The 22,346-nt window shown below is 73.5% G+C and carries 23 protein-coding genes; 16 read left to right on the top strand and 7 right to left on the bottom strand.

Annotated features, from left to right (window positions below; genetic code table 11):
- Positions 1–37 precede the first annotated feature (37 nt).
- Positions 38–853: a dienelactone hydrolase family protein gene (locus J2S66_RS25820; protein WP_310309915.1), complete on the bottom strand. Its 816-nt coding sequence runs from the start codon at positions 851–853 to the stop codon at positions 38–40.
- 135 nt (positions 854–988) lie between these two features.
- On the opposite strand from J2S66_RS25820, the gene glmS reads away from it, so the two are divergent.
- From glmS to tsaE, 5 genes are all read left to right on the top strand, one after another.
- Positions 989–2,851, top strand: a complete 1,863-nt coding sequence (gene glmS / locus J2S66_RS25815; RefSeq protein WP_310309913.1) for a glutamine--fructose-6-phosphate transaminase (isomerizing) — start codon at positions 989–991, stop codon at positions 2,849–2,851.
- A 15-nt stretch (positions 2,852–2,866) separates the two neighbouring features.
- On the top strand, positions 2,867–4,261 hold the full coding sequence (locus J2S66_RS25810) for an NAD(P)H-hydrate dehydratase (RefSeq protein ID WP_310309912.1): 1,395 nt from the start codon (positions 2,867–2,869) through the stop codon (positions 4,259–4,261).
- 233 nt (positions 4,262–4,494) lie between these two features.
- Positions 4,495–5,595, top strand: coding sequence for an alanine racemase (gene alr, locus J2S66_RS25805; RefSeq protein ID WP_310309911.1), 1,101 nt, complete (start codon positions 4,495–4,497; stop codon positions 5,593–5,595).
- A complete protein-coding gene (locus tag J2S66_RS25800) occupies positions 5,592–6,695 on the top strand; it encodes an alpha/beta fold hydrolase (RefSeq protein WP_374726129.1) in 1,104 nt (367 codons plus the stop codon). The genes alr and J2S66_RS25800 overlap by 4 nt, the downstream gene beginning before the upstream one ends.
- Positions 6,696–6,700: 5 nt before the next feature.
- Positions 6,701–7,150: a tRNA (adenosine(37)-N6)-threonylcarbamoyltransferase complex ATPase subunit type 1 TsaE gene (gene tsaE, locus J2S66_RS25795; RefSeq protein ID WP_310315081.1), complete on the top strand. Its 450-nt coding sequence runs from the start codon at positions 6,701–6,703 to the stop codon at positions 7,148–7,150.
- A gap of 8 nt (positions 7,151–7,158) precedes the next feature.
- Here tsaE and J2S66_RS25790 read toward each other — a convergent pair whose 3' ends face one another.
- The 4 genes from J2S66_RS25790 to J2S66_RS25775 are packed head-to-tail and all read right to left on the bottom strand — an operon-like array spanning position 7,159 to position 10,415.
- Positions 7,159–8,385: a carboxyl transferase domain-containing protein gene (locus J2S66_RS25790; RefSeq protein ID WP_310309910.1), complete on the bottom strand. Its 1,227-nt coding sequence runs from the start codon at positions 8,383–8,385 to the stop codon at positions 7,159–7,161.
- Positions 8,382–9,707 (bottom strand): acyl-CoA synthetase, encoded by a 1,326-nt coding sequence (locus J2S66_RS25785; protein ID WP_310309909.1) that lies wholly within the window; start codon positions 9,705–9,707, stop codon positions 8,382–8,384. Before J2S66_RS25785 ends, J2S66_RS25790 begins: the two co-directional genes overlap by 4 nt.
- A gap of 34 nt (positions 9,708–9,741) precedes the next feature.
- A complete protein-coding gene (locus J2S66_RS25780) occupies positions 9,742–10,056 on the bottom strand; it encodes a thioredoxin family protein (RefSeq protein ID WP_371320590.1) in 315 nt (104 codons plus the stop codon).
- Positions 10,044–10,415: a MerR family transcriptional regulator gene (locus J2S66_RS25775; protein ID WP_310309908.1), complete on the bottom strand. Its 372-nt coding sequence runs from the start codon at positions 10,413–10,415 to the stop codon at positions 10,044–10,046. The genes J2S66_RS25780 and J2S66_RS25775 overlap by 13 nt, the downstream gene beginning before the upstream one ends.
- 102 nt (positions 10,416–10,517) lie before the next feature.
- Between J2S66_RS25775 and tsaB the strand changes: the two genes are divergently transcribed.
- The 5 genes from tsaB (at position 10,518) to groL (ending at position 15,072) form a co-directional block, all read left to right on the top strand.
- Positions 10,518–11,192 (top strand): tRNA (adenosine(37)-N6)-threonylcarbamoyltransferase complex dimerization subunit type 1 TsaB, encoded by a 675-nt coding sequence (tsaB, locus tag J2S66_RS25770; protein WP_310309907.1) that lies wholly within the window; start codon positions 10,518–10,520, stop codon positions 11,190–11,192.
- A complete protein-coding gene (gene rimI, locus J2S66_RS25765; RefSeq protein ID WP_310309906.1) occupies positions 11,189–11,647 on the top strand; it encodes a ribosomal protein S18-alanine N-acetyltransferase in 459 nt (152 codons plus the stop codon). Before tsaB ends, rimI begins: the two co-directional genes overlap by 4 nt.
- Positions 11,640–12,692 (top strand): tRNA (adenosine(37)-N6)-threonylcarbamoyltransferase complex transferase subunit TsaD, encoded by a 1,053-nt coding sequence (gene tsaD / locus J2S66_RS25760; RefSeq protein WP_310309905.1) that lies wholly within the window; start codon positions 11,640–11,642, stop codon positions 12,690–12,692. The genes rimI and tsaD overlap by 8 nt, the downstream gene beginning before the upstream one ends.
- A gap of 383 nt (positions 12,693–13,075) precedes the next feature.
- The gene (gene groES / locus J2S66_RS25755; RefSeq protein ID WP_053737364.1) at positions 13,076–13,369 is read left to right on the top strand and encodes a co-chaperone GroES; all 294 of its coding nucleotides are present in this window, start codon (positions 13,076–13,078) and stop codon (positions 13,367–13,369) included.
- Between the two features lie 80 nt (positions 13,370–13,449).
- Entirely contained in the window at positions 13,450–15,072 is a 1,623-nt protein-coding gene (gene groL / locus J2S66_RS25750) for a chaperonin GroEL (RefSeq protein ID WP_310309903.1), read from the top strand.
- Between the two features lie 97 nt (positions 15,073–15,169).
- On the opposite strand, the gene J2S66_RS25745 is transcribed toward groL, so the two are convergent.
- Complete coding sequence (locus J2S66_RS25745) at positions 15,170–15,466, bottom strand: WhiB family transcriptional regulator (protein WP_306743589.1); 297 nt, start codon at positions 15,464–15,466, stop codon at positions 15,170–15,172.
- 187 nt (positions 15,467–15,653) lie between these two features.
- Between J2S66_RS25745 and J2S66_RS25740 the strand changes: the two genes are divergently transcribed.
- The 5 genes from J2S66_RS25740 to J2S66_RS25720 all read left to right on the top strand — a co-directional run bounded on the left by J2S66_RS25740 (position 15,654) and on the right by J2S66_RS25720 (position 20,227).
- Positions 15,654–16,646 (top strand): MerR family transcriptional regulator, encoded by a 993-nt coding sequence (locus J2S66_RS25740; RefSeq protein WP_310309902.1) that lies wholly within the window; start codon positions 15,654–15,656, stop codon positions 16,644–16,646.
- Positions 16,647–16,910: 264 nt separating this feature from the next.
- The gene (locus tag J2S66_RS25735; protein ID WP_310309900.1) at positions 16,911–17,819 is read left to right on the top strand and encodes a hypothetical protein; all 909 of its coding nucleotides are present in this window, start codon (positions 16,911–16,913) and stop codon (positions 17,817–17,819) included.
- 80 nt (positions 17,820–17,899) lie between these two features.
- Entirely contained in the window at positions 17,900–18,496 is a 597-nt protein-coding gene (locus J2S66_RS25730; protein WP_015805222.1) for a response regulator transcription factor, read from the top strand.
- A gap of 228 nt (positions 18,497–18,724) precedes the next feature.
- Positions 18,725–19,297, top strand: coding sequence for a sigma-70 family RNA polymerase sigma factor (locus tag J2S66_RS25725; RefSeq protein WP_306744508.1), 573 nt, complete (start codon positions 18,725–18,727; stop codon positions 19,295–19,297).
- Positions 19,298–20,227, top strand: coding sequence for an anti-sigma-D factor RsdA (locus J2S66_RS25720; RefSeq protein WP_310309895.1), 930 nt, complete (start codon positions 19,298–19,300; stop codon positions 20,225–20,227).
- Between the two features lie 58 nt (positions 20,228–20,285).
- Here J2S66_RS25720 and J2S66_RS25715 read toward each other — a convergent pair whose 3' ends face one another.
- Complete coding sequence (locus tag J2S66_RS25715) at positions 20,286–20,735, bottom strand: DUF5319 domain-containing protein (RefSeq protein ID WP_310309894.1); 450 nt, start codon at positions 20,733–20,735, stop codon at positions 20,286–20,288.
- A gap of 66 nt (positions 20,736–20,801) precedes the next feature.
- Between J2S66_RS25715 and guaB the strand changes: the two genes are divergently transcribed.
- Positions 20,802–22,316 carry an IMP dehydrogenase gene (gene guaB / locus J2S66_RS25710; protein ID WP_306743584.1) on the top strand — a complete coding sequence of 505 codons (1,515 nt, stop codon included), beginning with the start codon at positions 20,802–20,804 and terminating at the stop codon, positions 22,314–22,316.
- Positions 22,317–22,346: the final 30 nt, after the last annotated feature.

Genomic DNA, 22,346 nt, shown 5'->3' with positions numbered 1-22,346 from the left:
CGGCCCCGGTCCACTGAGGACCGGGGCCGTCGCGCGTTCAGCGTCGGGCGAGCGGACCGCGCTGGTAGTCGAGCCGCGCGCCCTTGACGTCGTGGTCGAGCAGGGCGTCCCACTGCTTCTCGCCCCTCAGCAGGCGCAGCAGGAACGCGGTGGTCAGCGCTCGCGCGATCCTCTGGGTGGACCGCTCGCCCTTGCCGTCGAGGAGCAGTTCGCTCCAGTGCCTGCCCTCGGCGAACCCGAGGTGGCCGGTGCCGGGCAGCGACCGCAGCTGCACGGGGCCCTGCCAGGCGTCGGCGATGGCCTCGGCGTGCCCGACGGGCGGTGCGATGCGGTCCTCGCCGGCGGCCAGGTGCAGGCCGGCGGCGGTGACGCGGCGGGCGGCGTCCAGTGCGGACGGTCGGGTCTCGGATGCGGCGAACGTCACGACCGCGCGCACCCGGCTGTCGTCGGCGGCGGCCAGCACGGCGGCCCCGCCGCCCATCGAGTGCCCCGCCACGGCGAGGCGCTCGGTGTCCACGCTGATCCCGCCGTCGCCGAGCCGGACACCGGTGAGCACGTCGAGCGTGGTGCGCAGGTTCCCGGAGAGCAGGCGGGCGGACATCAGGGGACCGCGCTGCGTGCCGGGCGCGGCGGCCACGACGCCCCAGGACGCGAGGTGCCGCAGCAGCGCCCGGTAGCGCTCGACGGGCTGCAACCAGCCGTGCCCGAACGCGACCGCGGGCAGGCCGAGGCCGGACGCGGGCGTGTAGACCAGACCGGGGAGTCCGACCAGGGCGAGGTCGCCGCGCAGCACGGGGTGCGGGCCGGGCCTGCCGAGCTGGTCGAGCACCTGCTTCGCCGAGTAACCGCTCACCGCGTGAACGGTAGTCGATCGCGCCGACCCGGGTGCACCTCACGATTGGTCTATACCAAATCGCACCCTCACCTGCGCAAACGCGTTGAGGTGGCCCTTTTGGGTGATGCTCCTGGTCTAGTTACGCTGTGCGGCGTGTGCGGAATCGTGGGATATGTGGGCCACCGGTCGGCGTTGGACGTCGTGCTCGACGGTTTGCGGCGACTGGAGTACCGGGGCTACGACTCGGCGGGCGTCGCCGTCCTCGACGGCGCGGGCGGCCTGGCCGTCGAGCGCAAGGCGGGGCGGCTGACCAACCTGGAGGCCCGGCTCGACGAGGTCGGGCGCGAGGGCTTCGCGGGCACCGCCGGCATGGGCCACACCCGCTGGGCCACGCACGGGGCGCCGGTCGACCGGAACTCCCACCCGCACCGGGACGTCACCGGCCAGGTCGCGGTCGTCCACAACGGCATCATCGAGAACTTCGCCGCGCTGCGCGCCGAGCTGGAGGCCGACGGCGTCGAGATGGCGAGCGACACGGACTCCGAGACCGCCGCCCACCTCGTCGCCCGCGCCTACGCCGACGGTGACACCAAGGGCGACCTGGCGGCCAGCGTGCGCGCCGTCGTCCGCCGCCTGGAGGGCGCGTTCACCCTCGTCGTCACGCACGCCGAGCAGCCCGACCTGGTCGTCGCCGCCCGCCGCTCGTCCCCGCTGGTCGTGGGCGTCGGCGACGGCGAGACGTTCGTGGCCAGCGACGTGTCGGCGTTCATCGAGCACACCCGCGAGGCCGTCGAGCTGGGGCAGGACCAGGTCGTGGTCATCGACCGCGACGGCTACACCGTGACCGACTTCCACGGTGACGAGGCGCTGGCCAAGCCGTTCACGGTCAACTGGGACCTGTCCGCCGCCGAGAAGGGCGGCCACGAGTACTTCATGCTCAAGGAGATCGACGAGCAGCCCGAGGCGCTGGCCAACACGCTGCGCGGCCACTTCCGCGACGGCCGGATCGTGCTCGACGAGCAGCGGCTGTCCGACCAGGACCTGCGCGACGTCGACAAGGTGTTCGTGGTGGCCTGCGGTTCGGCCTACCACTCCGGCCTGGTCGCCAAGTACGCCATCGAGCACTGGACCCGCCTGCCCGTCGAGGTCGAGCTGGCGTCCGAGTTCCGCTACCGCGACCCGGTGCTCGACCGCGACACCCTCGTCGTCGCCGTCTCCCAGTCCGGCGAGACCGCCGACACGCTGGAGGCCGTGCGGCACGCCCGCGCGCAGAAGGCCCGCGTGCTGGCGGTGTGCAACACGAACGGCGCGCAGATCCCGCGCGAGTCCGACGCCGTGCTCTACACGCACGCCGGGCCCGAGATCGGCGTGGCGTCGACCAAGGCGTTCCTCGCCCAGATCGCGGCGAACTACCTCGTCGGCCTGGCCCTGGCACAGGCGCGCGGCACCAAGTACCCGGACGAGGTGGCCCGCGAGTTCCACGAGCTGGAGGCCATGCCCGCCGCCGTGCAGAAGGTGCTCGGCACCGTCGAGCGGGTCCGGGCGCTGGGCCGCGAGCTGGCCGACTCCAAGGCCGTGCTGTTCCTCGGCCGCCACGTCGGCTACCCGGTGGCGCTCGAAGGCGCGCTCAAGCTCAAGGAACTGGCGTACATGCACGCCGAGGGCTTCGCGGCGGGCGAGCTGAAGCACGGCCCGATCGCGCTGATCGAGCCCGGCCTGCCGGTCGTCGTGGTCATGCCGTCGCCCCAGGGCCGCGCGCAGCTGCACTCGAAGCTCGTGTCCAACATCTCGGAGATCCAGGCCCGCGGCGCGCGCACCATCGTGATCGCCGAGGAGGGCGACGAGACCGTGCGGCCGTTCGCGGATCACCTGATCGAGATCCCCGCGGTGCCGACGCTGCTCCAGCCGCTGATCTCCACCGTGCCGCTCCAGGTGCTCGCCGCGGAGATCGCCCGCAGCCGCGGGTACGACGTGGACAAGCCCCGCAACCTCGCGAAGTCCGTCACCGTCGAGTAGGGCAGGCTTGACCCCATGCGGGGTCTGTGGACGACGGCACGGGTCAGGGCGGCGGAGGAACGCGTCATGGCGGCCGTGCCGCCGGGCGCGCTGATGCGGCGGGCGGCCTTCGGCGTGGCCGTCGTCGCGGCGGAACTGCTCGCCGGGCGGCGCCGGGTCGGCCTGCTGGTCGGCGCGGGCAACAACGGCGGCGACGCCCTGTGGGCCGGGTACCACCTGCGCAAGCGGGGCGTGACCGTGACCGCGGTGCTGCTCGAACCGTCCCGCGCCCACGCCGAGGGCCTGGCCGCGTTCCGCCGCGCCGGCGGCCGGGTCGTGGACCGACTGGGACCGGTGGACCTGGTCGTCGACGGCATCGTCGGCCTGTCCGCGCGCGGCCCGCTGCGCCCGGACGCCGCCGCCCACGTGGCCGGGCTGGACGCGCCCGTGCTGGCCGTGGACCTGCCGAGCGGCGTGGACCCGGACACCGGTCACGTCGCCGGACCCGCGGTGCGCGCGCACACCACCGTGACGTTCGGCTGCCTCAAGCCCGTGCACGCGCTGGCCGACTGCGGCGACGTGCGGCTGGTCGACATCGGCCTGGCCGACGCGCTCCCCGGTCCCGACCTGCTCGAACTCGACCCGGCGGACGTGGGCGCGGCCTGGCCCGTCCCCGGCCCCGACTCGGACAAGTACACGCAGGGCGTGACGGGCGTCGCCGCCGGTTCGTCGACCTACCCCGGTGCGGCGGTGCTGGCCACCGGCGCGTCCTTGCTGTCCACGTCGGGGCTGGTGCGCTACGCGGGTCCGGCGGCCGAGGCCGTGCGGGCGCACTGGCCGGAGGCGATCTGCACGGGCTCGATCACCGACGCGGGCCGCGTGCAGGCGTGGGTCGTCGGTCCGGGGCTCGGCACCGGCCTCGGGTCCGAGCAGGTGCTCCGCACCGTCCTGGAGGCGGGCGTCCCGGTGTGCGCGGACGCGGACGCCATCACCATGCTCGCCAACAACCCCGACCTGTGGGACGCGCGCGACCCCGACACCCCGCTCGTCCTGACCCCGCACGATCGCGAGTACGAACGCCTGGCCGGCCCGGTGGGCGAGGACCGCGTGGCCGCCGCCCGACGTGCCGCGGACAAGTTCGGCGCCGTGGTCCTCCTCAAGGGGCACGCCACCGTGATCGCGTCCCCCGACGGCCGCACCCTCGTCAACCGGGCCGGCAACTCCTGGGCCGCCACCGCGGGCTCGGGCGACGTCCTGTCGGGCGTCCTGGGCTCCCTCCTGGCAGCCGGGTTGGACCCCGCCCTGGCCGCGGCCTGCGCCACCCGCGTCCACACCCTCGCTGCCGCCCTGGCCGCCGACGGGGCCCCCATCCCCGCCTCCGCCCTCCTCCACGCCCTCCCCGACGCCATCCGCACCACCCGCACCCCCTGACCCGCGAGTCGTACGTTCCTCCCGCGCGAGTCGTACGTTCGCGCCGCGCGAGTCGTACGTTCAGGACCACCGAGTTCTGCGTTCGGGACCAGGGCCTCCCGACCTGAACATGGAACTCACCGGACCTGAACGTGCAACTCACCGGACCTGGACGCACGACTCGCGCGGCTTGGACGTACGACTCGCCCGGCTTGAACGCACGACTCGCGGGCTGTGTCACCATGAGCGGTGTTATGGCTGCTCCTCGCGCTGAGGTCGTGATCGACCTCGACAACCTCCGGCACAACGTCGCCCACCTCGACGCGCTCGCGCCGGGAGCCGGGACCATGGCCGTCGTCAAGGCGGACGGGTACGGCCACGGGGCGGTGGAGGTGGCGAGGGCCGCGGTGCAGGCGGGGGCCGCCTGGCTCGGCTCCTGCTCGCTGGACGAGGCGCTGAGGCTCAGGGCCGCCGGGCTCACCGCGCCGATCCTCGCCTGGCTCGACCCGCCCGGAACGGACTACGCGCCCGGCGTGGAGCAGGGGATCGACCTGTCGGCGTCCTCACCCCGGCAGCTCGACGACATCGCGGACGCCGCCACCAGGGCCGGCCGCACGGCCCGCGTGCACCTCAAGGTCGACACCGGTCTCTCCCGCGGCGGCTGCCCGCCCGCCGACTGGCCCGAACTGGTCGAGAAGGCCGCCAGGACCCCCAACGTGCGGGTCCACGCCGTCTGGTCGCACCTCGCCGTCGCCGACGAGGTCGGCCACCCGGGCACCGACGCCCAGGCCGCGCGCTTCGACGACGCCTTCCGCGAGGCCCGCGCCGCCGGTCTGGACCCGCTCCGCCACCTGGCCAACTCCGCCGCCCTCCTCACCCGCTCGGACCTGCACTTCGACCTCGTCCGGCCGGGCATCGCGGTCTACGGCCTCAACCCGGTCCCGGTCCCGGCCGACCTGCGCCCGGTGATGACGTTCCGCTCGTCCGTCGCCCTCACCAAGCGCATCGCGGTCGGCGAGTCCGTGTCCTACGGCATGACCTGGACCGCCAAGTCCGACACCACGCTGGCCCTGGTCCCCGTCGGGTACGCGGACGGCGTGCCGCGCGCCCTGTCCAACCGGATGCACGTGTGGCTCGGCGGTCGGCGCCGCCCGGTCGTCGGCCGGGTCTGCATGGACCAGGTCGTGGTCGACTGCGGTGACGACCGGCCCGCCGAGGGCGACGAGGTCGTGCTGTTCGGTGCCGGCGAGCGCGGTGAGCCCACGGTCCGCGAGTGGGCCGACACCACCGGCACCATCGACTACGAGATCGTCACCGGCATGTACCGCCCGCGCGTGACCAGGGTGTACCGGTGAACACGCTGTGGAAGGCCGTCGGCTGGGCGGGCGGCATCCTCGGCGCCGCGGTGACCGGCGTGGCGGTCGGCGTGGCCGCGAACCAGAAGAAGGTCTCGCACGACCGCGAGGCCGACGACCCGTTCGCCGACGAACCGCTGGGCGGGCTCACCCCGAACCGCGAGTCCACGGTGGCCGCCGACGACGGCGTGCCGCTGTCGGCCGAGGAGGTCGATCCCGCGGACGGCGGCAGGCCCGACCTCACCGTCGTCCTCGTGCACGGCTTCGCCCTCGACCGCCGCTGCTGGCACTTCCAGCGCCGCGACCTGGCGAAGCTCACCGACCCGCGGGTCCGCCAGGTCCTCTACGACCAGCGCAGCCACGGCCGCTCGGGCCGCGCCGCGCCCGGGTCCAGCACGATCGACCAGCTCGCCCACGACCTCGACGCGGTCGTCCGCAGCATGGCCCCGGACGGCCCGCTGGTCCTCGTCGGGCACTCGATGGGCGGCATGACGATCATGGCGCTGGCCGAGCACCGGCCCGAGCTGTTCGCCGAGCGGGTGCGCGGCGTCGCCCTCGTCGGCACGGCGGCGGGCGAGGTCGGCGGCGCGGGGCTGCCCAGGTCCGTGCTGTCCCGGCACAACCCGGTGACGCTGGGCGTCGGTCGCCTGGCGGGCCTCCAGCCGGGTCTGGTCGAGTGGGTGCGGCGACGCGCCTCGACGCTCACCTGGAGCGGCATCCGGACCCTGGCGTTCGGCGACCGGCACGTCAGCCCGTCGATGGTCGACCTGATGGGCAGGATGATCAACGGCGTCACCGTGCAGGCGCTCACCGAGTTCCTGGAGACCCTCGGCACGCACAACCGCTACAAGGCGCTGGCCGGTCTGCGGCACTGCGAGGTGCTGGTGATCAGCGGCGACGCGGACAAGCTGACGCCGTTCTCGCACGCCGAGCGGATGGCCGAGGAGATGCCGCACGGCGAACTGGTCCGCGTGCCCGGCGCGGGCCACATGCTCATGTTGGAGCAGGCAGACCTGGTCACCGGGCACCTGGTCGGTCTGGTTCGGCGCAGTGCCGCCGAACGGTCGGAGGGCGGTCGGCAGTGGTGGCGACGGGCGTGAGCGTGATGCTTCCCGAGGTGGCGGACACCGAGGACTTCGGGCGCAGGCTGGGCGGGCTGGTGCGGGGTGGCGACCTCGTGCTGCTGTCCGGTCCGCTGGGCGCGGGCAAGACGGCGCTGGTGCGCGGCCTCGCCGCGGGCCTGGGCGTGACGGGGCGGGTCAGCTCGCCGACGTTCGTCATCGCCCGGGTGCACGACCCCGCGCCGGGCGGCCGGGGCGTGGCCCTGGTGCACGTGGACGCCTACCGGCTCGGCGGGCACCTCGACGAGCTGGACGACCTCGACCTGGACACCGACCTGGTGGACGCGGTGGTCGCCGTCGAGTGGGGCGAGGGCGTGGCCGAGCGCCTCAACGAGGACCACCTGCTCATCACGCTGGAGCGGCGCGACGACGACGTGCGGGTCGCGCACCTGAGCCCGCACGGCGCGTGGGCCGAGCGGGAACTGCCGGTGTGACCCGCGGGCTACCCGTGTGACGCGATCCCGCGCACCACGCCCAGCTCGACCAGGTCCTGCGGTCGCAGCCGCAGGTCGTCGGCGAGCGCGGGCACGTCGTCGCGCTTGAGGATGTTCGCCGCCAGTTCCGGCGCGATCACCGAGAAGTAGGCGTCGGGCGTGATCCACGTGTGCTCGGGTGAGGCCAGCGCGAGCGCGCCGCCGGAGCCGCCCTCGCCGATCACCAGGGTCGTGACGGGCACGCGGCTCTCGGCGACGGCGGTGAACAGCTCGGCGATGGCCGGGCCGACGCCCGCGCGCTCGGCGGCCGGGTCGTTGGCCGCGCCCGGCGTGTCGACCAGCGTGAGCACGGGCAGCGCGAACCGCTCGGCCAGCCGGATCAGCCGGGACGCGGTGCGGAACCCGGCCGGCGTGGTGGCCGTGCCGGTCTGCGCGGCGAACGCGACGGGCCGCTCGCCCCGCAGGCCGATGCCGCACAGCACCCCCGGGTCCACGCCCCCGGCCCGGTCGCCGTTGACCGGCACCCGCAGGTCGAAGTAGTCGTCGAGGTACCGGGCCGCGCGGGGGCGTTCCGGGGCGCGCGCCCGCAGCACCGCGCCCCACCCGTCCGCGGGCAGGTCCTCGGCGCCCAGGGCGCGGGGCACCTCGGCGGGGACCGCGTCGCCCCGGGTCAGCAGTTCGAGGACCGCGGTGACCAGCGCGTCCACGTCGCCCGGCTCCGCCACGACGTCGACCGCGCCCGCCGCGAACTGGCCCTCGGCGGTGTAGGCGGGATCGTCGGCCGGGCGCACCCTGCTGCCCGCGAACCCGACCTGCGCCCCGGCCACCGCGATCACGTAGTCCGCGCCCGCGCCGAGCGACGCCCACAGGCCGCCGGTCGTCGGGTCGCCCAGCACCGACACGTGCGGCAGGCCGGCCGCGCGGTGCCGCGCGCACAGCGCCGCCACCCGCTGGAGCTGCCGCAGCGACAGCATCCCCTCCTGCATCCGGCTGCCGCCGGTGGCGATCCGCGACACGACCGGCAGGCGCGCGGCCCGCGCCTGCCCGAACGCCTCCTCGACCACGTCGCCGGTGGCCGTGCCGACCGACCCGCCGAGGAACCGGAAGTCGAACACGACCTCCACCGCGCGCCGGGTCCGCCGCCACGACACCGACTCGACGCCGCCCGTCCGCTCCCGGGCCCGCGCCACCTGGTCCCGGTACCCCGGCCAGCCCAGGGGGTCGGGCGCGTTCACCGCAGCTCCCGCTTCAGCACCTTGCCCAGGTCGTTGCGCGGCAGCGCGTCCACGTACCGCACGACGCGCGGGCGCTTGTGCGGCGACAGCAGTCGCGCCACGTGGTCGCCCAGCTCCTCCGGGGCGGGCGCCTCCCCGCGCGCCACCACCCAGGCCACGACCCGTTCGCCCAGGTCCTCGTCCGGTTCGCCGGTCACCGCGACCTCGGCCACGGTGGGGTGCTCCAGCAGCGCGTTCTCGATCTCGCCCGCGCCGATCTTGTAGCCGCCGCTCTTGATCAGGTCGGTGGCCCGGCGGCCGACGATCCGGACGTACCCGTCGGGGTCGACCACGGCGAGGTCCCCGGTGCGGAACCAGCCGTCGCGGAACGCCTCGGCGGTCGCGTCGGGCCGGTTCAGGTACTCCAGGAACAGGTTCGGGCCGCGCACCTCGATCTCGCCGGGTTCGTCGCCGACGACCCGCAGCTCCACGCCGGGCAGCGGCGGGCCCACCGCGCCGGGCCGCCGGTCGCCGTCCACGCGGACGCTGGTGTTCATCAGGGTCTCGGTCATGCCGTACCGCTCCACGACGCGCTGCCCGGTCAGCCGCTCGATGCGCTCGTGCACGCTCGCGGGCAGCGCGGCCGAACCGGACACCAGCAGCCGGGCGCGGGCGAACGCCGCCGCGTGCTCCGGCTCGTTCGCGATCCGGTGGTACATCGTCGGGACGCCGAACAGCATCGTGCCGCCGGCCTCCAGCGCCGCCGCCGCGGCCGCGACGCCGAACGAGCCGAGGTGGTGCGCGGTGCCGCCGCGCCGCAGCGGTCCCAGCACGCCGACGACGAGGCCGTGCACGTGGAACAGCGGCAGGCCGTGCACCACGACGTCGTCGGCGGTCCACGCCCACGCCGAGGCCAGCGCGTCGAGGTTGGTGGCCAGCGCCCGGCGCGGCAGCACCACGCCCTTCGGCGGCCCGGTGGTGCCGCTGGTGTAGACGATCAGCGCGGGCGCCTCGGCGTCCGGCTCGGGCAGCTCGCACGCCGGCCCGGACGGCAGCTCGTCGTCCACGACCAGGTCGGGCGCGCTGTCGGCGAGGACGTGCGCCAGCTCGCGCTCGCCGAGCTTCGGGTTCAGCGGCACCACGGGCACGCCCGCGAGCAGCGCGCCGACGACCGCCACGCACGTCTCGGGCGTGTTGCGGGCCCACACGGCGACCCGCCGCATCCCGCGCACCCCGCGCGCGACGCGGCGGGCCTCGTCGGCCAACCGCTCGTAGGTCAGCTCCCGCCCGGGGAAGCGCAGGGCGGTCTTCGACGACGGTGAGGCCAACGCCGGCAGCAGCATCCACCCACAGTGACCGGCCGAACCGCCTGGCGCATCACAAGTGTGGTTCGAGCCACGCCATCAGGTGGATCTTCGGTCGTGCGCCGACGACCTGGGCCACCAGTTCGCCGTCCTTGTAGAGCTGGAGCGTGGGCGCGGACATGATCCGCTGGTCGCGCGCCGTGCGCGGGTTCCGGTCCGTGTCGAGCTTCACCACGGTCAGGTCGTCGCGCTCGGCGTCGATCTCCACAAGCACCGGTTCGAGCATCCGGCACGGCGGGCACCAGTCGGCCCGGAACTCCACCAGCACGGTCCCGGTGGCCACCCCCTCGGCGAACGTGTCGTCGGTCAGTTCGGTCAGCGTGCGCACGGTCTGCTCCTCCGCTCGGCGTCCTCCAACTGCGCGCGCACCCGTTCCCTGGCCTCGCCGAGCCGGGCGAGGCACTCGTCCAGCTCGGCGAGCTTGCGCCGGTACACCGCGACCGACGCCGGGCAGGCGTCACCGCTGGCGTGCCCGTCGCGCAGGCACTGCACGAACGGCCGGGTGTCCTCCAGGGCGAAGCCGATGCCGGTCAACGAGCGGATCTCGGCGACCAGCCGCAGGTCGTCCTCGCCGTACTCCCGCTGCCCGTTCGCCCCGCGCCGGTCCGGCAGCAGGCCCAGGGACTCGTAGTAGCGCAGCGCACGGGTGGTCGTCCCACCCCGCCGCGCCAGTTCTCCGATGCGCACGGTGCCGATCCTCCGACTTGACGTGGACGTCAAGTCCAGTGTGGGCCGCGCACCGGGTCGCCGAGTCCCGGGCGGCCGGGGGCACCTCTATCCTTGACCGTTGTGCTGGTGCTCGCCTTGGACACCGCGACCCCCGCCGTGACGGCCGGTGTCGTGGAACTGACCCCCGACTCGCCCCCGCGACTGCTCGCCGAGCGGGTGACGGTCAACGCGAAGGCGCACGGCGAGCTGCTCACCCCGCACCTCCAGGAGGCGCTGGCGGAAGCCGGTCGCACCCTCGCCGACCTCGACGCCGTCGTGTGCGGTTCGGGGCCCGGGCCGTTCACCGGCCTGCGCGTCGGCCTGGTCACCGCCGCCGCGCTCGGCCAGGCGCTCAACCGGCCGGTGTACCCGGTGCCCACGCCCGACGCCGTCGCGCTGGACGCGGCGACCGGCAAGCCGCTGCTGGTGGCCACCGACGCCCGCCGCAAGGAGGTCTACTGGGCCGCCTACGACGCGGCCGGGCGGCGCACCGACGGCCCGCACGTGGACCGGCCCGCCGACCTGGCCGCCAAGCTGCCCGCCGTCGCCTCGGCCGCGGGCGAGGGCGCCTCGCTGTACGCCGACGTGCTCGGCCTGCCGGTCGTGGCGGCGCGCTACCCGTCGCCGGTGTCCCTGGTGGCCGCCGCGGCGGAGGAGCTGCTGGCCGGCGCCCGCCCGGCCGCCCTCACCCCGCTCTACCTGCGCCGACCCGACGCCGTCGAACCGGTCGGCCGCAAGCGGGTGACCAAGGGGTGAGCACCGGCACCGTCACGATCGCCCCGCTGCGGCACGAGGACGCGCCGCGGTGCGCGCGGATCGAGCAGGACCTGTTCCCCGGCGACGACCCGTGGAGCGAGGGCGCGTTCCGCAGCGAGCTGGACAACGGCGCCTTCTACGTCGGCGCGTACCTCGACGGCGTCCTGATCGGGTACGCCGGGCTGGGCCTGACCGACTTCGAGGCGAGCGTGCACACCATCGCCGTGGTCGCCGGGCAGCAGGGCACGGGCGTCGGCAAGGCGCTGCTGCGCACCCTGCTGGCCAAGGCGGACGAGACCGGCCTCCCGGTGTTCCTGGAGGTGCGGACCGACAACGCGACCGCCATCAACCTCTACCTGGCGCACGGGTTCGAGCACCTCGGCCTGCGCCGCCGCTACTACCAGCCGTCGGGCGCCGACGCGTACACGATGGGAAGGCCCGCGAACCGTGACTGACCGGCTCATCCTCGGTATCGAGAGCTCGTGCGACGAGACCGGCGTCGGCATCGTCCGGCTCGGCCCGGACGGCGCGATGGAACTGCTGGCCGACGAGGTCGCGTCCAGCGTCGAGGAGCACGCCCGCTTCGGCGGCGTCGTGCCCGAGGTCGCGTCCCGGGCGCACCTGGAGGCGATGGTCCCGACCATGCGCCGGGCGGTGGAGAAGGCCGGGGTCGAGCTGCGGGACGTGCACTCGATCGCGGTCACCGCCGGACCGGGTCTCGCGGGCGCGCTGCTGGTCGGCGTGTCGGCGGCCAAGGCGTACGCGGCGGCGCTGGACAAGCCCCTGTTCGGGGTGAACCACCTGGCCGGGCACGTCGCCGCGGACACCCTCCAGCACGGCCCGCTGCCGAAGCGCTGCCTGGCGCTGCTGGTGTCCGGCGGCCACTCGCAGCTGCTGCTGGTGGAGGGCCTGGCCGAGCGGATCACCGAGATCGGCTCGACCGTCGACGACGCGGCCGGTGAGGCGTACGACAAGGTGGCCCGGCTGCTGGACCTGCCCTACCCCGGCGGCCCGCCCATCGACAAGTTGGCCAAGCAGGGCAACGGGTGCGCGATCGCGTTCCCGCGCGGCCTGACCGGTCCCCGCGATTCGAAGTACGACTTCTCGTTCTCCGGGTTGAAGACCTCGGTCGCGCGGTGGGTGGAGCGGCAGGAGCGGGCCGGCGAGGAGGTCCCGCTGGCCGACGTGGCGGCGTCGTTCCAGGAGGCCGTGGCGGACGTGCTGACGGCCAAGGCGATCCGGGCGTGCAAGGACCTGGGCGTGGACACCCTGGTGATCTCCGGCGGGGTGGCGGCCAACTCGCGCCTCTCCGGCCTGGCGGCGGAGCGCTGCGCCGAGGCGGGCATCCTGCTGCGCGTCCCGAGTCCCCGCCTGTGCACCGACAACGGCGCGATGATCGCCGCCCTGGGCGCGCACCTGGTCGCGGCGGGCGCGAAGCCGTCCCCGATGGACCTGTCCACCACACCCGGCCTGCCGGTGGGCACCATCCAGGTCCTCTGACCCCGCCGGGCCCGCCACCCGCCCACCTGCCCGACCGGGTTCCCGAGACCGCCACCACCGGACCACCGCGCGAGGCCGCTCCGGCAGGCCGACCTCAGGCGGTGAGCCGCCGTCCGCGGAGCAGCCCGCCCGAGCTGTTCCACATCGGCGTGCCCGCGCGGACGTCCCGGACGGGCACGCCGACCGGTTCCGCGCCGATCCCGACGGCGTGGCGCGGCCCGGTCCCCGGGACGAGTGACGGGGGGTCGTTGAAGCGTTGGCACTCGCATGGGTAGAGTGCTAGATGCACGGCACCAGCAACCGCCCCGACCCCCGCGACGGCGGGGTGGCAGGAGCCGTAACGCAACCTGCCAACGCTTTCGACGACCGTGGAGGTCAGCCCGGTGAGCGTGAACATCAAGCCGCTCGAGGACAAGATCGTCGTCCAGGCCAGTGAGGCCGAGACCACGACCGCTTCCGGCCTCGTGATCCCGGACACCGCGAAGGAGAAGCCCCAGGAGGGCAAGGTCCTCGCGGTCGGCCCCGGCCGGATCGACGACAAGGGCAACCGCGTCCCGGTGGACGTGGCTGTCGGCGACGTCGTCATCTACTCCAAGTACGGCGGCACCGAGGTCAAGTACAACGGCGAGGAGTACCTCATCCTCTCCGCCCGCGACGTGCTGGCCGTCGTCAACTGACGTCCGGCTGTCAGGCAAGGCGCCCCGGCGACCCCATCACCGGGGCTACCGGGGCGTTTCGCATCCAGGAGAGGTAAGCAATGCCCAAGCAGATCAGCTTCGACGAGGACGCTCGTCGGGCTCTCGAACGCGGCGTGAACAAGCTCGCGGACACGGTCAAGGTGACCCTCGGTCCGCGCGGCCGGCACGTGGTGCTCGACAAGAAGTTCGGTGGGCCGACCGTCACCAACGACGGCGTCACCATCGCCCGTGAGATCGAGCTGGACGACGCGTTCGAGAACCTCGGCGCCCAGCTCGCCAAGAGCGTCGCCACCAAGACCAACGACGTCGCCGGTGACGGCACCACCACCGCGACCGTGCTGGCCCAGGCCATGGTCCGGGTCGGCCTGCGCAACGTGGCCGCCGGCGCCAACCCCATGTCGCTCGGGGTCGGCATCCAGGCCGCCGCCGACGCCGTCGTGGACGCCCTCAAGGGCAAGGCCACCCCGGTCAAGGGCCGCGACAACATCGCCCAGGTCGGCACCGTGTCGTCCCGCGACGAGTCGATCGGCGCGCTGCTCGGCGAGGCCATCGAGAAGGTCGGCGAGGACGGCGTGATCACCGTCGAGGAGTCCTCCTCGATGGCGACCGAGCTGCAGATCACCGAGGGCGTGCAGTTCGACAAGGGCTATGTGTCGGCGCACTTCGCCACCGACCTCGAAGCCCAGGAGACGGTGTTCGAGGACGCCCGCATCCTGCTGCACCGCGAGAAGATCTCGGCGCTGGCCGACCTGCTCCCGATCCTGGAGAAGGTCGCCGAGGCCGGCAAGCCGCTGGTCATCATCGCCGAGGACGTCGAGGGCGAGGCGCTGTCCACCCTGGTGGTCAACGCCCTGCGCAAGACGCTGCGCGTGGTCGCGGTCAAGGCGCCGTACTTCGGCGACCGCCGCAAGGCGTTCCTGGACGACCTCGCGGTCGTCACCGGCGGCCAGGTCATCGCGGCCGAGGTCGGCCTGAAGCTGTCCGAGGCGGGTCTCGACGTGCTGGGCTCCGCCCGCCGCGTCGTGGTCTCCAAGGACAACACGACCATCGTCGACGGCGGCGGCACCAAGGCCGACGTGGCCGGTCGCGCGGAGCAGCTGCGCCGCGAGATCGAGGCCACCGACTCCGACTGGGACCGCGAGAAGCTCCAGGAGCGGCTGGCCAAGCTGTCCGGCGGCATCGCCGTCATCAAGGTCGGCGCGGCCACCGAGACCGAGCTCAAGGAGCGCAAGCACCGCATCGAGGACGCCGTCGCGGCGACCAAGGCCGCGGTGGAGGAGGGCATCGTCCCCGGTGGCGGCTCCGCGCTGATCCACGCCGCCAAGGTCCTCGACAACGGCCTCGACCTGTCGGGCGACGAGGCGACCGGTGTCGCCATCGTCCGCGAGGCGCTGGGCTCGGCCCTGTTCTGGATCGCCGCGAACGCGGGCCTCGAAGGCGCCGTCGTGGTCAACAAGGTGCGCGAGGGCGACTGGGGCTTCGGTCTCAACGCCGCCACCCTGACCTACGGCGACCTGCTGGAGGCCGGGATCATCGACCCGGTGAAGGTGACCCGCTCCGCGGTCTCCAACGCCGCGTCGATCGCGCGCATGGTGCTCACCACGGAGAGCGCCATCGTGGAGAAGAAGGAAGACGAGTCCTCCGCGGCCGGCAACGGCCACGGTCACGGCCACGGCCACTGAGGTCTCCGACCCGGGGCTCGATCCGAGCCTGGCAGAGGGGCGGCACCCGACCGGGTGCCGCCCCTCTTCGTTCCGCGCCGCGCGTCCGACCCGGCCCTCAGGCAGGCGTCAGGTGCCGCTTCCTGGCCTTGATGATGCCGTCCCGTTCGGATTCCGAGAGCCCTCCCCAGATCCCGTACGGTTCCTGCACCGCCAGTGCGTGCCGCCGGCACATCTCCAGCACCGGGCACGACAGGCACACGGCCTTCGCCCGCGCCTCCCGCCGTGCCCGTGCCGGACCGCGTTCACCGTCCGGGTGGAAGAAGAACGCGCTGTCCATCCCGCGGCACGAGCCGCGCATCTGCCAGTCCCACAAATCCGCGTTGGGACCGGGAAGCCTACGGGTGTCCGCCATCGAGACCGCCTCCTTGGCCCATGGCCCTGAACTGCTCCATTCGGCTTAACGATGATCCACCGTAGAACCGCGCCAAAACTTGTTCAAGGGGGCGGAGGACGTATGGGCGTCAATTCATTCGAAGGGTGTTGGAATTCGGTTGAAACCCGGACTTGCCGGTGACTTCGGGTGAACGGACGATGGCCGCGTGACCACGCCCCCCGACCACGCCGCCACTCCGCCCGGGGAAGAGGGGGGAAGCGTTGCGGCAGAAGGTGATCCGGAGCACCCGCTGACCCTGTCGGTGGCCGCCGTGGCCCGCCGGCTGGGCGTGGCGCCGGCCACGCTCCGCACATGGGACCGCCGCTACGGCCTCGGACCCGGTGATCACACAACCGGGCGACACCGCAAGTACGCGCCACGCGACGTGGCCCGCCTGGAGCTGATGCAGCAGGCGCTCCTGCGCGGTGCGTCGTCCGCCGAAGCCGCCGAGTACGCCCTCACCGCCACCGCCACCGCCACCGCCACCGTCGCTTCGCCGGCCACCCCGTCACCGCCCGGCCGTCGCGCCCTGCGCCTCCGTGGCGCGAACCGCCTGGCCGGCGGCCTGGCCCGTGCCGTGGTGGGGTTGGACCAGGCGGCCGCGCAGACCCTCCTGGCCGACGCGGTGGAGGCCGACGGGGTGCTGACCACCTGGACCGGGGTGATCAGCCCGGTCCTGGCGGCGGTCACCGCCCGCCGGGAGCCCTCGGGGGCAGGTGCGGAGGTGTCGCACCTGCTGGAGGAGTGCGTCCGGGCGACCCTCGCCCGAGTCGCGCCGATCGTCACCGAGCCCCGCAACCACCGACCGGTCCTCCTCGCCTGCGCCCCCGGCGAGCGGTACGACCTGCCCCTCCACCCCCTGGCCGCCGAACTGGCCCGCCGGGGTGTGGACGTCCGCAACCTGGGACCGGCCCTCCCGGTGACCGCCCTGGTCGCCGCGGTCCGCCGCACCGCCCCCGCCGCCGTGGTCGTGTGGGCCCACCTGCCCCGCTACGCCGACCCGGCCGTGATCGCCGCCCTGCCCCGCACGCGCCAGCAGTTCCGCGTACTCGCGGGCGGCCCGGGCTGGCGGCGGGGCGTCGTGCCCCACCCGGCGGAGCGCGCGACCGACCCGGCCGCGGCGGCGACCGCCGTGGAACGCGCCGTCTGCCACCCCTGACCGACACCCCGAACACAGAACTCAGAGCCTCCGAACGCACGACTCGCGCGACCCGAACGCACGACTCGCGCGACCCGAACGTACGACTCGCGCGACCCGAACGTACGACTCGCGCGACCTGGACGTTGGACTCTCGCGCGAGTCGTACGTCCAGGTCGCGCGAGTCGTACGTCCAGGGCTGGTGAGTTCTACGTTCGGGGGCGGTGAGTTCTGCGTTCAGGTTCGGCGGCCGGGGTTGTCGGGGGGTGGTTGCAGGATGGGGGAGTGGAACTGAGACGTGCCGCGTTCGGCGACCGGCCCGACGCCGAGGTGTGGGGTGGGCTGCTCGGCGGCCCGGAGGAGCGGTGGCTGGCCGCCGTCGTGCTCGGGGGGCAGGGTCACTACGCGGCGGCGGCCACCGCGTTGGGGGAGTTGATCGGGGCGGGCGGGCTCTTCGGCTCGCTGGCGGCCTCGACGCTCGCCTCGCATCGCCGCCAGCTGGGTGGCCACGCCGCCGCGCGCCGCCTCGACGCGGTGGCGCTCGCGCGCGCCCCGCGCGGGGGAGGGGTGGACGCGGACGGGGTGGACGCGGACGGGGTGGACGCGGCGGGGGCGCGGACCGACGCCCTGCTCGGGCTGGCGGCCGACGCGCTGGGCGCGGGCAGGCTCGCCGAGGCGCGTCGGCTGCACGCCCGGGTCGAGCCGGTCGGCTGGCGGGCGCGCGTGCGCCACGCCTGGGTGGCCGCCGAGGTCGAGTTGGCCGCTGGTCACGCGGAGCGAGCCGTTGCCCCGGCTGAGACGGCCGCGTCACTCGCACGCGAGGCCGGCGCACTGCGCCACACCCTCAAGTCGGACCTCGTCCTGGGTACCGCCCTGGTGGTCGTCGGGACCCCCGAAAGCGTTGACAGGGGAACCCGAATGCTGCACTGTGACCTAACTCACACTGACCGGATGGGCCTTCTCTCGTTGTCCTGGCCGGCGGCACTCGTGCTCGCAAATGCCCAGGCAGACCGCACTTCTGCGGACAACTGGAACGTGAGGAAGAGTGCGAAAAGCGCTCTGAGCTGCGTGTTGCGCAGAGCTGATCCGATCAGCCGACGATTGGCGGCCCACTCGCCGTGGGTCCCGACTTCGCTGCTCCGTTCCGGGGAACCCCCGAACGCAGACGCTGAGACGAAGTTCTTGACGGATTAAGCACCGGATCGTGTCAAGGTTCGGCCCCTAGCGTCCGATAGGGGATATGGAACGTCACTCGGCTGCAGGAAGGAGTCCCCGTGACCACGGTCCTTATTTGCGACGACCGGCGCAGTGTGCGGGAGGGTCTCACCCGCGTGATGTCGGCTGTCCCCGGGGTTAGCCGCATCGACTGCGTAGCGCACGGTGACGAGTTGTTGGCTCGCTTCTCCAGGCAGCCGGTGGACGTCGTACTGGTGGGAACCCAGCGCGCCGTGCCGACCGGGGTCGAAGCGACCCGGCGACTCGTCTCGGCCAACCCGCAGGCAAACGTCATCGTCTTCGGCGCACCGGACGACGCGGGCAGCATCGCCGCCGCGATCGCCGGCGGGGCTCGCGGCTACCTCCGCTGGGACGCCTCGCGCCCGGAGTTGGTGGCCGCGCTGGCGCACACCCTCGCGAGCACCAGCGTGCCCGCGCCGCGCCAGCCGTCCGACCCGGGCGTGCAGCTGACGGAGCGCGAGCTCCAGGTGCTGCGCGGGATGAGCCAGGGCAAGAGCAACGGGCAGATCGGGCGCGAGCTCTACCTGTCCGAGGACACGGTGAAGACGCACGCGCGGCGCTTGTTCCGCAAGCTCGGCGTGCGCGACCGCGCCCAGGCCGTCGCGCACGGCTTCCGGCGCGGCCTCGTCTCGTAAGGCGGGTCACACCGGCTCCTTCCTCTTGCCGGCCCGGTCGACGTCATCGTCGCCGGGCCGGCTCGTTGCGTACGGCGTGTCCGCTGGTCACGCGCACTCCGCGTACCCGTTGCCCGACACTCGGCGTTCGTACCGGTACGGTAAGCGTCACCGGTGCGGGCGACGTAGATCGTCCCGTGCCGTTCGTTGTCGGTACGCCTACGCGTAACACCAGGGCTGTTGTCTGCGATGACCAACTTGGGGGACGGACTGGACGCCGAAGTGGGCGCGGCCGTCGAAGGCGACCGCCACGCGATCGAGCGGCTCCTGGCATCCATCCGCCCCTTGGTGGTGCGGTACTGCCGCGCCCGTGTCGGAAGGCAGGAGAGGTCTTTCGCTTCGGCGGACGACGTGGCCCAGGAGGTGTGTCTCGCGGTGCTGACGGCCCTGCCCAGCTATCGCGACCAGGGTCGGCCGTTCTTGGCGTTCGTGTACGGGATCGCCGCGCACAAGGTGGCCGACGCACATCGCTCCGCAGCCCGGAACCGGTCCGAGCCGGTCCCGGAGGTGCCGGACGCCCCCGAGACGGAGGCGGGTCCGGAGCAGCGGGCCATGCAGGGTGAGCTGTCCGACCGGATGGCCGTCCTCCTGAAAGTCCTTCCCGAGAAGCAGCGGGAGATCCTGCTGCTCCGAGTGGTCGTCGGCCTGTCGGCCGAGGAGACCGCCGACGCGGTCGGGTCCACGCCCGGCGCGGTCCGGGTGGCGCAGCACCGCGCCCTGGCCCGGCTGCGCAAGACGTTGGCTTCGGAGGAGGTGGTCTGAGTGGCTGACCAGCACGAGAAGGGCAACGGAGAAGTCGTGCGCGGACGAGATGAGAGACCGCCGCAACCGGATGACACCCTGGTCGGTCCTGGGGACGACCTCGCGGGCATCCGGGCAGACGACGCCCTGCTGGACGCGCTCGGTGGGCGCGACACCGAGCAGGCGGACGCGCTCGCGGGGGACGAGCTGAACGCGCTGCTGCTGGCGTGGCGGCGCGAGGTCGACAGCCGCCCGGTGGGCGAGCTCGTCGACACCGACACCGCCGTGGCCACCATCGCCGCGGCACGCCCCCGGGCGCGGGGCAGGCACCGCTTCCTCATCCCCCTCGCGAGCGCCGCCGCCGTGCTGGCCATCGCGTTCACCGGGATGAGCCTGGTCGCGAGGGACGCCCAGCCCGGCGACACGCTCTGGGGCCTGACGAGGGTCCTCTACTCCGACCGCGCGCGGTCGGTCGAGGCCGCCGTGACGGTCAGGAGCGACCTCGACCGGGCGACCGTCGCACTGCGCGAGGGCCGCTACGACGAGGCGAAGGACGCCCTCGACAAGGCGGACCAGTACCTGGGGTCGGTCTCCCACGACGACGGCAAGGACGACCTGGCCCAGACGCACGAGTCCCTCAAGAAGCAGATGCTGGAGAGCACCTCGGCGACCCCGACGACCACGCCGGCCACGCCGGTCCCGTCGAGCACGGCGGTGGTCCCGGTCAAGCCGAGCGACCTGCCGTCGCCGACGTCCCCGACCACCACCCCGGTCCTCCCGGTCCAGCCGACCGAGCCGACGGTCCCGACGACGACCACGACGACCGCCCCGGTCCTGCCGACCGGCGGGGTGTCCGGTGATCCGACGGGTTCGCGCGGCGAGACGGAGTCGCCGGGCAACTCGGGGCAGTCCGCCGGCCAGGCGGAGACGCAGAGCACCTCCGAGCGGTGAGCGCGAACCGCGTGTGACGAAGCCCGCCCCCCGTCGGGGGGCGGGCTTCGTCACACCGTCAGCGGGCGCTCTCGGTCGCGGTGACCCCGTCCGCGTAACCGCGGCAGTACTCCCAGCTGACGTAGGCCGCCGGGTCGGGGTCGTACGCGGGTTCGTGCGGGCGCATGCGACCGTCGGCCAGCAGCTGCTCCAGGCTCGACCTGAGCAGTGCCCAGTCGTGGTAGTGCGGCTCCTGGCACTCGCCGCAGTCGACCACGATCCCGCGCACGGCACGGGGTTCGAGCAGCGCCTGGTACACCGCGAGGTCGCTGAGGTCCCCGACCAGCTCGGCCCGCTCCTCGTCGTCCATCGGCGGGTGGTCGTGATCGGGTTCGGGTTCGCCGAGCGCCCTGGCCGGGTCGTCCGGATCACCTGCGAACGGGTCTGGTGGCAACGCGTCGTGCGGCACGACCCCGCACGGTACCGGGCTGACCCCCGACCACGTCCAGATACCATGGGCTGAACCCATCGCCGCCTGTGGAAACCCGATCCGCGCCGGCGGGATCACCGCACGACGGAAGGCAAGCCAGCCGCCATGACCAGCGAGCTCAACGCTGACGGAGTCCCCCCCAAGTTCGCCATGCTGGGACTGACCTTCGACGACGTACTGCTGCTGCCCGCCGAATCGGAGATCATCCCGAGCGCGGTGAACACCGGTACCAGGCTGTCCCGCAACGTCACCCTGGGCATCCCGCTGGCCTCGGCCGCGATGGACACGGTGACCGAGGCGCGGATGGCCATCTCGATGGCCCGCCAGGGCGGCATCGGCGTGCTGCACCGCAACCTGTCCATCGAGGACCAGGCGCGCCAGGTGGAGACGGTGAAGCGCTCCGAGGCGGGCATGGTGACCGACCCGGTGACCTGCTCGCCCGACGACACCATCGCGCACGTGGACCAGCTGTGCGCCCGCTACCGGATCTCCGGCGTCCCGGTGACCGACGAGAGCGGCAAGCTCGTGGGCATCATCACCAACCGGGACATGCGGTTCGAGGTCGACCACTCGCGCAAGGTCAGCGAGGTCATGACCAAGGGGCCGCTGGTCACCGCGCAGGTGGGCGTGTCCGCCGAGGCCGCGCTGGGGCTGCTGCGCCGCCACAAGGTGGAGAAGCTGCCCATCGTGGACGGTGACGGCAAGATCCGCGGCCTGATCACGGTCAAGGACTTCGTCAAGACCGAGCAGTACCCGAACGCCTCGAAGGACCCGGACGGCCGGCTGCTGTGCGCCGCCGCGATCGGCGTCGGCGAGGACAGCTTCGCCCGCGCCGCGGCGCTCGCCGAGGCGGGCGTGGACGTGATCATGGTGGACACCGCGCACGGCCACCAGCGCAACGTGCTGGAGATGGTCGCCCGGGTGAAGAAGGAGCTGGGCGACCTGGTGGACGTGGTCGGCGGCAACGTCGCCACCCGCGCCGGCGCGCAGGCCCTGGTGGACGTGGGCGCGGACGGCGTGAAGGTCGGCGTCGGCCCCGGTTCCATCTGCACGACGCGCGTCGTCGCGGGCGTGGGCGTGCCCCAGATCAGCGCGATCTACGAGGCGAACCTGGCGTGCGGCCCGGCGGGCGTGCCGGTGATCGGCGACGGCGGCATCCAGTACTCCGGCGACATCGCGAAGGCCATCGCGGCCGGCGCGAGCGTGGTCATGCTGGGCAGCCTGCTCGCGGGCACGGCCGAGGCGCCGGGCGAGGTCGTCCTGGTCAACGGCAAGCAGTTCAAGACCTACCGGGGCATGGGCTCGCTGGCGGCGCTGCGCGGGCGCGGCGACAACAGCAAGTCCTACTCGAAGGACCGCTACTTCCAGGACGACGTGCTGTCCGAGGACAAGCTGGTGCCCGAGGGCATCGAGGGCCGCACGCCGTTCCGCGGCCCGCTGTCCCAGGTGGCCTACCAGCTGGTCGGCGGTCTGCGGATGGCCATGGGCTACACCGGTTCGAAGACGATCGCCGACCTCCAGCAGAAGCAGCTGGTGCGCATCACGGCGGCCGGCCTGAAGGAGAGCCACCCGCACGACATCACCATGACCGTCGAGGCGCCGAACTACACGACCCGCTGAACCGCGTCGCACTGAGCTAAGGTCCACTGG

The organism is Saccharothrix longispora, from assembly GCF_031455225.1.
Taxonomy (GTDB): Bacteria; Actinomycetota; Actinomycetes; order Mycobacteriales; family Pseudonocardiaceae; genus Actinosynnema; species Actinosynnema longispora.
This window is presented reverse-complemented; position numbering and strand designations above follow the sequence as displayed.

What these genes read in the sequence shown, in the direction of transcription:
- J2S66_RS25810 (WP_310309912.1), top strand. Translation starts at nt 2,867, where the DNA reads ATGCGGGGTCTGTGGACGACGGCACGGGTCAGGGCGGCGGAGGAACGC.
- alr (WP_310309911.1), top strand. Translation starts at nt 4,495, where the DNA reads ATGGCTGCTCCTCGCGCTGAGGTCGTGATCGACCTCGACAACCTCCGG.
- tsaE (WP_310315081.1), top strand. Translation starts at nt 6,701, where the DNA reads ATGCTTCCCGAGGTGGCGGACACCGAGGACTTCGGGCGCAGGCTGGGC.
- J2S66_RS25785 (WP_310309909.1), bottom strand. Translation starts at nt 9,707, where the DNA reads ATGCTGCTGCCGGCGTTGGCCTCACCGTCGTCGAAGACCGCCCTGCGC.
- groL (WP_310309903.1), top strand. Translation starts at nt 13,450, where the DNA reads ATGCCCAAGCAGATCAGCTTCGACGAGGACGCTCGTCGGGCTCTCGAA.
- J2S66_RS25745 (WP_306743589.1), bottom strand. Translation starts at nt 15,466, where the DNA reads ATGGCGGACACCCGTAGGCTTCCCGGTCCCAACGCGGATTTGTGGGAC.
- J2S66_RS25725 (WP_306744508.1), top strand. Translation starts at nt 18,725, where the DNA reads ATGACCAACTTGGGGGACGGACTGGACGCCGAAGTGGGCGCGGCCGTC.
- J2S66_RS25715 (WP_310309894.1), bottom strand. Translation starts at nt 20,735, where the DNA reads ATGGGTTCAGCCCATGGTATCTGGACGTGGTCGGGGGTCAGCCCGGTA.
- guaB (WP_306743584.1), top strand. Translation starts at nt 20,802, where the DNA reads ATGACCAGCGAGCTCAACGCTGACGGAGTCCCCCCCAAGTTCGCCATG.